The organism is Deferrisoma sp., assembly GCF_054681715.1.
On sequence record NZ_BAAHFQ010000110.1, the window covers coordinates 1 to 9,719 of the forward strand.

Here is a 9,719-nt window from a genome sequence, read left to right on the forward strand (position 1 = left end):
GCCTACGGTGCCTATCCTACCGGGTCAATCTTAGAAGGACTTTAACGGCACATTAAAATTCGATGAAATCGGCGGCCGCGCCGGTCACAGCCCCGAGGGGCGCAGATCCTTGGGGAACGAGGCCGCATACCGGAGCACGAAGATCTCCTCCTTCCCCGGCCCGAGGGTCCGGCGCCACGCCACGACGCCCGGAAGCCCTTGGAACTCTTCCTCGTCGGGCGGGGTCGATCCCTCCAGGCTCACCTCGAGCCGCTCGTCCCGGCTCACCGGGGTGCGAACGACCACCTCGGCCTCCACCGGATCCGGGCGCCGGTTTGTAACCCGGATCCGGTAGCGCCGCTCGATCCGCCGCCTCCCGCCGAACAACCCGGTGCGCTCCTTGAAATCCCGGTCGATCTCGTAGCCCACGTCCACCTGGTCGTCGGGCCCGAAGGCCCAGGTCACGGTTTCCCCCGGCCGCAGCGCCGGCACGGAGGCCGCGCCCACGTAGTGGGGCCCCCGGTGGAGATCCACCCGCCCCTCCGGCACGATGCCCTCCCCCTCGTAGGTGAACTCGGCCATCACGTACGCCAGCGCCGCCTCCTGGGGCACGGCCCGCACGAACACCCGCGCCGGAAACTCCCGGGTCGACAGGGGCACCCGGCGGGCCGGCGCCCCGGAGGGCAGGGTCACTCGCCCCGGCATGCGGTAGACCGTGATCCCGGCCCCCGTATCCGCCACCGCGGCCCCGTCCGCGGCCGGGACCGGGGCGGCCGCGAGCTCCAGGGACCGGGCGCCGCGCTTGGCCGCGAGCGGCCGGGGCTCCCAGAGGTCCACAAACCAGGGCGCGACCGCGGGGGGGTCCGGCGTCCGGCGGGGGTCGGCCGTGGCCACGGCCAGCTCGACGTCCCGCCAGTCCTCTCCGGAGCGCTGCTCCACCCGGGCCGCGGTCTCGACCACCACCCGGTCGGCCCCGGGATCGAGCCGGGCCGCCATGGCCGGGGTCCACCCGGCGCCGCCCACCCGGTACCCGAGCCGGACCCCCACGGGCCCCGCCCCGTCCACCGCCAACTCCACCACGGCCCAGCGCCGGTCCCGCCGGCCGGTGCGAAGCGCATCGAGCTCCCGCTGGAGCGCCTCGGCGTCCTTCCGGAGCCGGGATTCCTCGGCCCGGGCCGCCCGGATCGCGGCCAGCGCCTCCTCGGCGCCGGCCGACAGGGCCTCCCACCTCGCCTTCCACGCCGCCGGATCCCCGGTCGGGTCGGCCCGCTCGGCGGCCCGGGTCAGGGCGTCGATGAACGAGAGCCTGCGTTCCAGGGCCTGGGCGCGGTCGGCCTCGGCGCCGGCCCGATGCAGGAGATCCCGGATCCGCGCCTCCAGGTCCCGCTCTCGCTCGGTCGGGGCCTCAACGGCCGGCCGCGTGGCCACCGCCACCGACCGGATCCGGGCCCGGCCTTCCACCACCGAGGCGGCGAGACTCTCGGGGTCGGCCTCCGGCGCCAGGGGGCCGAGCTCCCAGGTGGCCGGGCCGGCCGAAACCTCGGCCCGGGCCTCCCGCTCGACCCAAGCCCCCCCCGGGTACACCACCACCGACCGGACCGGGGCGTCCACGGCAGGTGCCGCCGCGGCTCCCCAAAGGACCGCCACCAAGGCGGCCCACGCAACCTTCACCCCGCGCATCCTGACCTCCCTTCCGAGTAACTTCCCGCTAGGACGCTAGGAGGCTCGGACGCTAGGACGCCAAAATCCTTTGGGATTCCAGCGTCAGCGACCGTCCCAGCCTGTGGGAGCGGCTGCCGTGTCAGGGATCAGAATTCAGAGGACAGATGTCAGAAACCCCTGTCCTCTGACGTCTGTCCTCTGGCACCTGGCACCGACTCCGGTCCCATGGTCCAGACCGCGGCCCCTTGCCCCGCCCACCGGCGCGCACACCGGCACCGACGTGTGGCAGTTTGTCGCAAACAGGCCGCCTCGCGGCTTACGGGAGCTTCCTACGGTTCCTCGGCCAGGCGGCCAAGAACCGGCGCGGCCCTTACACGACGAAGGCCCGGCCAGCGCCGAGCCTTCTGGGGTCATCCATAGTCCCGGGCCCCTCGGCCCTGTCTCGCCGGATTACAGGGCCTCGGCCAGCTTCCGGCCGTAGGCCACGCAGGTTTCGAGATCCTCGGCCGAGGGCACGAGCTGCACCCGCAGGGGCTCCTCGGGCACCCGGAACTTGAGGCCTCGCATCCGCTCGGCCAGCATCTTCGGCCCCTCGCCGCTCCACCCGTAGGAGCCGAAGGCGGCGCCGAGCTTTCCCTTCACCTGGATCGTGGCCACCGAGGCCAGGAGCTCCCAGGCGTGCTCCAGGGCGTCGGCGTTGATCGTGCACGAGCCCACGGCCACGCCGTCCGCCGTCTCGATCTCGTCCAGGACGGCCTGGAAGTCCACCCCCACCAGGTCGAACACCTCCACGTCCGCCCCGCCCTCCCGGGCCCCCTTGGCGATGGCCCGGGCCATGGCCTCGGTGTTCCCGTAGGAGCTGGCGTAGAACACCAGAAGCCGCTTACGGTCCCGCGGGGGCGGCGGCGCGCTCCACTGCCGGTACTTCTCCAGGTACTCCCCGATCCGGGCCCGGAGGATCGGCCCGTGGCTCGGGCAGACCACCTTGAGATCGAGGCCCTCGATCTTTTCGAGCCCGCGGCGCACGTGCTCCTTGAAGGGCCGCATGATGACCTGGAAGTAGTACCGGAACGCGTAGTCGTAGTTGTCGACGAGGTCGTTGAAGAGCCGGTCGTCGCAGTAGTGGGCCCCGAGGAAGTCGCACGGGAAGAGCACCCCGTCCTCGGGCACGTAGGTGAACATGGTGTCGGGCCAGTGGAGAAAGGGGGCCAGGAGGAACCGGAGGGTCTTGCCCCCCAGGTCGATCTCCTGGCCGTCCGTCACCACCATGGGGGAGACGTCCCGGTTGAGGATCTGCCGCAGGAACACGCTCCCCGGCTTCGTGACCACCACCTGCGCCTTGGGGGCCCGCTCCAGGAGCGCCCCCAAGGCGCCCGAGTGGTCGGGCTCCAGGTGGTTCAGAACGACGTAGTCGATGCGGCCGGGGTCCACCGCCTGGGAGAGGGTCTCCAGGAACTTCTCGGTGAACCGCCCCTTGGCCGTCTCGACCAGGGCCGTCTTCTCGGCCCCCTCCACCAGGTACGCGTTATAGGTGGTGCCCTGCTCGGCCCGCATGATCACATCGAAGATGCGAAGCTGCGGGTCCAGGACGCCCACCCAGCGAATCCCGGGAACGATCTCCACTGGTTGCATCACATCTCCTCGAACATGTCCTTCTCGGCCCCGCAGTCCGGGCAGGTCCAGTCGTCGGGCAGGTCCTCGAAGGCGGTGCCGGGCTGCACGCCGTGATCCGGGTCGCCCTTGGCCGGGTCGTACACGTAGCCGCACACGGTGCACTGGTACTTCTTCATGTCGCTTCCTCCTTCGCTGGGGGAAAGGGTTCGTCAACCGGCGACTCGCCGGCGACGGGCCCCAAAGATTACTCCGGGAAACGGAGTACGCAAGTCACAGATCAAATTTCCCGCCGGCCGCTACCCTTCCTCCGACTCCTCTTTCCGGGTCCGCCGGCGGACCCGGAAGAAGTCGTAGGCGGCCCAGGGCAAGAGCACGGCGCTCGCGATCCGGTTGAACGTTTGGTGCTCCAGCATCTCGGGGTCGGTGGTGATCCACCCGTCCCAGAGGCACCACAGGCCGAAGGCCGCCAGAAGCACCGGGAAGACGTAGGGGTTCACCCGCGGGGGTGCGGACTTCGGTTCGCCCATCGGGGTTCTCCTGGGGCCGGACGGGCCCGGATCACAGATCCACGATCATGTCGGCCTCGCTGCCGCAGTTCACGCAGGTGAAGGTGCGCTTCTCGCGCCGTTTCGGGGCCCCCTCGGGCTCCCCTCGGGTCTCCACGGGCACCACCTCGCACACCACGGTCATCTCGGCCTCGTTGCCGCAGTTCTCGCAACGGCACACCTCTTTGCGGATCCCCTTCTCCTCCATGGCTGTCCTCCTCTCGTCTGTTGCGAACCCGCGCCTGCCCCCGATTGTACCGGAACACGGGGCGTTGCCAAGAAAAATTGCGTCGGCCCCTCGGGCACCGCGTCCGCCGCAGGGATTCCCGTGCGGCGGGTGGGCGGGGGGGTTCCCGTGGCAACGACCGGGACCTGGCAACCCCTCCATGGGCGTCAGCTCTCCCGCCCGGGCCCGGCGTCGAACTCGACGATGGCGGGGAACCCGAGGTCCACGCCGGGCTCCACCCGATGGTACAGGGGGCTTCCCGGCCCGACCCGGCCGCCCATGTCGTAGGTGAAGGCCCGCACCGCCCGGTGGAGGAGCCAGTAGCCCACCCGCACGGGCCCCCGGCCGTCGTGGCAGGAGTGGAAATGGAGGAAGGCCTCCCCGGGCCGGGTGGCGAGCCACCCGGCGGGCGCCCGGTCGAAGAACACGGGCCGGATCCGCTCGGGCCCGGGGGGGATCTCGCCGCCCGGGAGTTCGGCGAGGACGGCCTCGCCCTCGTAGAGGAGGGCGCCCTCGGGCGCGTCGGAACTGTAGAACCGGCCCTCGTTTCGGCACACGAAGGTCATCCGGTCGAACCGCCCCGGCGCGACGGGCCGGAAGTAGTAGCCCACGAACGGGCCGAACCCCAGGAGGGTGCCCTCGTGAACGAACTCCACCCGGGCGAGGGACCCCCGGGGCAGGGGCTCCTCGGGCGGCGGCCCGGAGCAGCCGGCCAAAAGCCCCGCCGCGAAGAGGAGCCCGAGGCCCCGGGTCCTATGCCGTCTCACCCGTCCCCCAGAGCCGGCCGATGACCCACGCGGCGAGCCCGAAGGCCGCGGCCAGCACGAACGCCGCGACGGGCCGGCTCCCGAGCCAGTCGGCGAGGGTCAGGGGCCCCAGGCTCGTGGGCAGATACAGGGCCGGGATCAGGACCTCGTGGAGGTGGGCGAAGGTCGCCGCCCCGGCGAGTCCTCCCAAGAGCGCAAACCACGCGTCCAGCCGGCCCTCCCCGGCCGCGGCCCAGCAGGTGCCGGGGCAGTAGCCCGAAAGTCCCCAGCCCACCCCGAAGATCACGGCCCCGAGGCCCGTGGCCACGAGGCTCGTGGGCAGGACCAGGGTCCGGCCCAGGCCGACCGACTGGAGCCCCAGGAACCCCAGGGCCGCCAGGGCCACGGCGGCCACCATGAACCGGGGGATCCGGCCGTCGAGCATGAGGTGGGCCCGGGCCATCTCGTCGGCGCTCGTGGCCCCGGAGCGCTGCACCACGAACCCGAAGGCGATCCCGGAGAACAGGCCCAACAGCACCTCGCTCATCGTCGTCCCTCCCGGCCGTACACCACCCGGGCCGTCGCCATGGCCACGGCGAAGATCACGATCCCGAAATAGAGCCCGCTCACCGCAAGCTGGGTGGAGCCCGAGAGGAAGAGGCCCAGGGTGCACCCCCCCGCCAGCCGGGCCCCGAACAGGATCAGGAACCCGCCCACGAACGCCGCGGCGAACCGCAGCGCCCGGCTCGGGCCGAACCGCCGCTCCCAGATCTCGGGCACGTCCCGCACCGGCACGGGGGAGCGGAGCCCGGCCAGGAACCCGCCGATCGCCATGCCCACGACGAAGGCCAGGAGCCACGACCCGGGCCCCGGGGTCATGCGGTAGTGGGCCTTGGCCGCCACGTACTCGGGCGCCGCCGCGCCCAGGACCCCCTTGAGCACCGACACGAACCCGCTCGACGAGGCGGGGGGGCCGAAGGTGGCGAAGATGAACACCATGATGCCGGCCAGGGCGAACGCCGACGCGCTCCACGGCCAGACCCTCGTTCGCGTTCCCATGGCTTCCTCCTTCATCCGCCGCACGAGACGTAGCCGCCCTTGGCCGGGGCCGCCGTCGGGGCGGCCCGGCCCGGCGCGGGCTCGGCCGCGGCCTTCCGGCCGGGGATCGGCAGCGCCCCCCGGAGCTCCCGGGGCGCGGTCTCCACCGGATAGAAGAGGTCCGGATGGCCCCACTCCATCCAACTCGCCTCGTAGAGGATCACGTCCCGGAACCCCAGGAGCCGCAGCACGAAGTACCCGAACGAGGCCCGACGGCCCGAGTGGCAGTACACGATCACCGGCCGGTCCGGATCGAGCCCCCGGTAGAGCTCCAGGAGCTCCTCGTAGGGCTTCAGGGCCTTCGTGTCGGGGTCCTTCCAGTTGAGCCGGTAGTCCATGTTGTAGGCCCCGGGCACGTGGCCCAGCTTTTCCTCTCGCTTGGAGAGGGTGGTGTTCGCCTTTTCGCCCCGGTACTCCTCGGCGCTTCGGACGTCCAGGATCTGGTACACGGGGTCCCCCAGCCGGGAGCGGACGAACTCGCCGTCGGCCCACCGCCGCAGGCGCACCTCGGCGGCCGGGGCCTGGTAGGTCACGGGTTCGAGCACCGCGGGCTCCGAGGCCACCTCCCCGCCGGCCTCGGCCCATCCGTCGATGCCCCGTTCGAGGAGCTTCACCTTGGGGTGGCCGAGGAGGTCAAGCACCCAGAACACGTAGGACGCCACGGCGCCGCCGTCCTTCTTTACGGAGTCGTAGAGCACCACGGTGTCGGTGCGGCCGATGCCGTGCTCCCCCAGGATCTTCTGGGCCCGCGCCGGCCCCACGAAGAGCCCGTCCATGTCCCGGACCGGGTCGCTTTCCCGGAAAAGGCTCCAGGGCAGCCGCACCGCCCCCGGGATCACCCGGCCGTCGAAGTCCTTGTCGGACCGCGTGTCCACCACCACGAGCCCCGGATCGGCTCGGTGGGCCTTGAGCCACTCGGCCGTGACCAGGATCTCGCCGCCCGGGTACGGCCCGGCCGCCTGCCGCGCCGAGGCCACGGTCCAGGCGGCGAGCGCGGCGAACACGATCGCCAGGAACACCCGTCTTCCCATTCCGATCTCCCTCATGACACCCTCCTTCGTCTTGCCCGCCGGACGGCCCGGCGGCGACACGTGATTCGTTCGTCGGGGTTCAAGGGGCTCGGGGATCTCCGAGTCCTCCGCGGTGCCTGCAGCGGCCCGCGCCGAGGCCGCAAGGCTACCCCCGCCTATCCCGGCGTCAACCGGGGAACCGGACCCGCGGCACACGGGGGCGCCCCGTGGTATCCTTGGAAGCTCCCCAGGGCCCCTTCGGGGCCCCGCTACGCAGGACAGTAACGCGCGAGGCGGGGCCCCGGTGTGGGAGCGCCTTCCACGGCGCGACCCGGGCCGAAGGCCCGAAAGAAAGGGCGTCGCGGCTTGGAGACTGCTCCCACAGGTTGGCCGACGCGATGACGCCGGAATCCCAAAGGTTGTTAGCCGCCTAGCTGCCGGGCAGCCCAGCCGCCTAGCCGAAGCCACGTGGAAGGCCCCATGCGACTGTTCGTGTTCCTGACCGTTGCCCTTTCCGTCTACACCGCCATGCACGCCGTGGTGTACTGGGCGCTGCGGCCCGCCTGGGCCGGAGCGCCCCGGGCGGGCCTGGGCGTCGGGGTCTGGATGGGGCTCATGATCGTCTCCCCGGTGGCCGTGCGGCTCCTCGACCGGGCGGGGCTCGAGGCCCTCGGCCGGCCCCTGGCCTGGGCGGCCTACACCTGGCTCGGGCTCGTGTTCCTCGCGTTCTGGCCGGCGGTGGCCCTCGGGCTGGCCGAACTCGCGGCCCGCGTCGGGGGAGCGCTTCTGGGCACGGGCCCGGTGCGGGTCCGGACCCCGGCCACGGCCTGGACCGTGCTCGCCGCGGTCCTCCTGGTGGGGACCTACGGCGTGTGGGAGGCCACCCGGCTCCGGGTGGAACGGGTGCGGATCGCCTCGCCGAAGATCCCCCGGCCCCTCCGGGTCGTCCAGGTGTCGGACCTCCACCTGGGGCTCCTCCTGCGGGAACGCACCCTGGACCGGGTGCTGCGGGTGGTGGAACGGCTGGAGCCGGATCTCCTCGTGGCCACGGGCGACATCGTGGACGCCCAGATCGACCACCTGGACGGCCTGAGCCGGCGGTGGGCGCGGGTCCGGCCTCCCCTGGGGAAGTTCGCCGTGGTGGGGAACCACGAGGTCTACGCCGGCCTCGGCCAGAGCCTGGCGTTCCTGGAGAAGAGCGGGTTTCGGGTGCTCCGGAACGAGGCCGCGGCCGTGGGGGACCTCTGGGTCGTGGGGGTGGACGACGAGCACGCCCCCGGCCCCCTCCCCGACGCCGGGCGGCTTCTGGCCGCGGCGCCCCCCGGCCGGTTCGTGCTCGTCCTCAAGCACCGGCCGGTGCCGCTCGCGGGAAGCGAGGGGCGGTTCGACCTCCAGCTCTCCGGCCACACCCATCTGGGGCAGATCTTCCCGTTTCGGCTCTTCACCGGCATGGCCTATCCCCTGCAAAATGGGCTCTACGAACTCGCAGGCGGAAGCCGGCTCTACACGAGCCGCGGCACCGGCACCTGGGGCCCGCCCATGCGGGTGCTGGCACCCCCCGAGGTGACCCTGGTCGAACTCGTGCCCGCCGGAGGAGACGCCCGGTGAAACCGGTGCACGTGGAACCGTTTCGCGGGTTCGCCCGAAGCCTCCCGGCCGCCCTCGACGCCGTGGGCGCGGGGCCGGCGCTCGCCCGGCAGGACCTCGTGGTCGTGAAGCCCAACCTGGTCACGGCGAGCCCCCCGCCCGTGACGTTTCCGGCCGAGGCCGCGGCAACCCTGGTGGAATATGTGCTCCGCCACTCCCGGGCCCGGGTCGTGATCGCCGAGGGGTGCGGGGACGCCGGGCTCACCACCCCGGAGGTGTTCGAGGCCCTGGGCTACACCGAGCTCGGCCGGGACCTGGGGGTGGAGCTCGTGGACCTCAACACGGCCCCCACGGTGCGGCGCAACCGCCCGGGGTTCCGGGTGTTTCCGGAGGCCTGGGTCCCGGAGCTCCTCACCCGGGCCTTCGTGATCTCGGCCGCGGTGCTCAAGCGCCACAGCCTGGCCGAGGTGACCCTGTCGCTCAAGAACCTGATGGGCGCGGCGCCCCCCGAGCGCTACGGGAACCCGGGGGGCTGGAAGAAGGGCCGGTTCCACGCCCAGATGCACCGGGCCGTGTTCGAGTGGGCGAGCCACCTCCGGCCCGATCTGGCCGTGCTGGACGCGAGCGTGGGCCTCGCCGCGTTTCACCTGGGCGGCCCCCCCTGCGACCCGCCCGTGGGCAAGATCGTCACGGGGTTCGACCCGGTGGCCGTGGACGCGATGGGCTGCCGGCTCCTGGGGCTCGACTGGCGCCGGGTGGAGTACCTGCGGCTTGCCCACGGCGTGCTCGGGCGGGCGACGGAGGCGGACGGATGAGGGAGCCGATCACCCGGGAACGGGCCGAGACGATCCTGGAGAAGATCCGACGGGTGCTCGCGGCTCGTCCGGAGATCGTGTTCGCCTACGTCCACGGGTCGTTCCTGGACTCGCCCCACCCGAGGGACCTAGACCTCGCCGTGTTCGTGGACCCCGAGCCCGAAGGGCTTCCCGCCCTGTGGGAAGGCGCCCTGGAGATGGACCTGGAGGAGGCCATCGGCCGGGTTCTGCCCGTGGACGTGCGGATCCTCAATCGTGCGCCCACGATCTTCCGCTTCCGCTGCCTGCAGGGGCGACTCCTCGTGGACCGCGACCCGGATCTCCGGGCCGAGTTCACGGCCGATGCGGGCTGCCGGTACTGCGATCTGGCCCCGTTCCTCGCCCACTACGCCCGGGAGGCCTTTGCCGATGACGATTGATCCCCAGCGCGTACGCGC

General features: G+C 72.1%; 12 protein-coding genes. 3 read left to right on the forward strand and 9 right to left on the reverse strand.

The genetic code is table 11. The features are described 5' to 3' along the window. Positions 1–84: 84 nt before the first annotated feature. The 9 genes from ACY0I8_RS13320 to ACY0I8_RS13360 all read right to left on the reverse strand — a co-directional run bounded on the left by ACY0I8_RS13320 (position 85) and on the right by ACY0I8_RS13360 (position 6,916). Positions 85–1,659 (reverse strand): DUF4139 domain-containing protein, encoded by a 1,575-nt coding sequence (locus ACY0I8_RS13320; protein ID WP_461395140.1) that lies wholly within the window; start codon positions 1,657–1,659, stop codon positions 85–87. Between the two features lie 432 nt (positions 1,660–2,091). Continuing rightward, entirely contained in the window at positions 2,092–3,273 is a 1,182-nt protein-coding gene (locus tag ACY0I8_RS13325) for an FprA family A-type flavoprotein (RefSeq protein WP_461395141.1), read from the reverse strand. Next, positions 3,273–3,431: a rubredoxin gene (rd, locus tag ACY0I8_RS13330; protein WP_084319243.1), complete on the reverse strand. Its 159-nt coding sequence runs from the start codon at positions 3,429–3,431 to the stop codon at positions 3,273–3,275. The genes ACY0I8_RS13325 and rd overlap by 1 nt, the downstream gene beginning before the upstream one ends. Positions 3,432–3,551: 120 nt before the next feature. Continuing rightward, positions 3,552–3,782 (reverse strand): hypothetical protein, encoded by a 231-nt coding sequence (locus ACY0I8_RS13335; RefSeq protein WP_461395142.1) that lies wholly within the window; start codon positions 3,780–3,782, stop codon positions 3,552–3,554. A 31-nt stretch (positions 3,783–3,813) separates the two neighbouring features. After that, entirely contained in the window at positions 3,814–4,008 is a 195-nt protein-coding gene (locus tag ACY0I8_RS13340) for a hypothetical protein (RefSeq protein ID WP_461395143.1), read from the reverse strand. A gap of 185 nt (positions 4,009–4,193) precedes the next feature. Beyond that, positions 4,194–4,793, reverse strand: coding sequence for a hypothetical protein (locus tag ACY0I8_RS13345; protein ID WP_461395144.1), 600 nt, complete (start codon positions 4,791–4,793; stop codon positions 4,194–4,196). After that, a complete protein-coding gene (locus ACY0I8_RS13350; RefSeq protein WP_461395145.1) occupies positions 4,780–5,319 on the reverse strand; it encodes a DUF6691 family protein in 540 nt (179 codons plus the stop codon). Before ACY0I8_RS13350 ends, ACY0I8_RS13345 begins: the two co-directional genes overlap by 14 nt. Next, positions 5,316–5,831 (reverse strand): YeeE/YedE thiosulfate transporter family protein, encoded by a 516-nt coding sequence (locus ACY0I8_RS13355; protein ID WP_461395146.1) that lies wholly within the window; start codon positions 5,829–5,831, stop codon positions 5,316–5,318. Before ACY0I8_RS13355 ends, ACY0I8_RS13350 begins: the two co-directional genes overlap by 4 nt. An 11-nt stretch (positions 5,832–5,842) precedes the next feature. Continuing rightward, on the reverse strand, positions 5,843–6,916 hold the full coding sequence (locus ACY0I8_RS13360; RefSeq protein WP_461395147.1) for a sulfurtransferase: 1,074 nt from the start codon (positions 6,914–6,916) through the stop codon (positions 5,843–5,845). Positions 6,917–7,360: 444 nt separating this feature from the next. Here ACY0I8_RS13360 and ACY0I8_RS13365 point away from each other — a divergent pair, with 444 nt between their 5' ends. From ACY0I8_RS13365 to ACY0I8_RS13375, 3 genes are read left to right on the forward strand one after another with little or no spacing between them, the layout of a single operon-like run. Next, positions 7,361–8,488, forward strand: coding sequence for a metallophosphoesterase (locus tag ACY0I8_RS13365; RefSeq protein WP_461395148.1), 1,128 nt, complete (start codon positions 7,361–7,363; stop codon positions 8,486–8,488). Then, positions 8,485–9,282, forward strand: coding sequence for a DUF362 domain-containing protein (locus ACY0I8_RS13370; RefSeq protein WP_461395149.1), 798 nt, complete (start codon positions 8,485–8,487; stop codon positions 9,280–9,282). Before ACY0I8_RS13365 ends, ACY0I8_RS13370 begins: the two co-directional genes overlap by 4 nt. Next, positions 9,279–9,701: a nucleotidyltransferase domain-containing protein gene (locus tag ACY0I8_RS13375; protein ID WP_461395150.1), complete on the forward strand. Its 423-nt coding sequence runs from the start codon at positions 9,279–9,281 to the stop codon at positions 9,699–9,701. Before ACY0I8_RS13370 ends, ACY0I8_RS13375 begins: the two co-directional genes overlap by 4 nt. Positions 9,702–9,719 lie beyond the last annotated feature (18 nt).

Coding starts and splice junctions, on each gene's coding strand:
- ACY0I8_RS13375 (WP_461395150.1), top strand. CDS start 9,279: ATGAGGGAGCCGATCACCCGGGAACGGGCCGAGACGATCCTGGAGAAG.
- ACY0I8_RS13340 (WP_461395143.1), bottom strand. CDS start 4,008: ATGGAGGAGAAGGGGATCCGCAAAGAGGTGTGCCGTTGCGAGAACTGC.
- ACY0I8_RS13320 (WP_461395140.1), bottom strand. CDS start 1,659: ATGCGCGGGGTGAAGGTTGCGTGGGCCGCCTTGGTGGCGGTCCTTTGG.
- rd (WP_084319243.1), bottom strand. CDS start 3,431: ATGAAGAAGTACCAGTGCACCGTGTGCGGCTACGTGTACGACCCGGCC.
- ACY0I8_RS13355 (WP_461395146.1), bottom strand. CDS start 5,831: ATGGGAACGCGAACGAGGGTCTGGCCGTGGAGCGCGTCGGCGTTCGCC.
- ACY0I8_RS13350 (WP_461395145.1), bottom strand. CDS start 5,319: ATGAGCGAGGTGCTGTTGGGCCTGTTCTCCGGGATCGCCTTCGGGTTC.
- ACY0I8_RS13335 (WP_461395142.1), bottom strand. CDS start 3,782: ATGGGCGAACCGAAGTCCGCACCCCCGCGGGTGAACCCCTACGTCTTC.
- ACY0I8_RS13325 (WP_461395141.1), bottom strand. CDS start 3,273: ATGCAACCAGTGGAGATCGTTCCCGGGATTCGCTGGGTGGGCGTCCTG.
- ACY0I8_RS13365 (WP_461395148.1), top strand. CDS start 7,361: ATGCGACTGTTCGTGTTCCTGACCGTTGCCCTTTCCGTCTACACCGCC.
- ACY0I8_RS13360 (WP_461395147.1), bottom strand. CDS start 6,916: ATGAGGGAGATCGGAATGGGAAGACGGGTGTTCCTGGCGATCGTGTTC.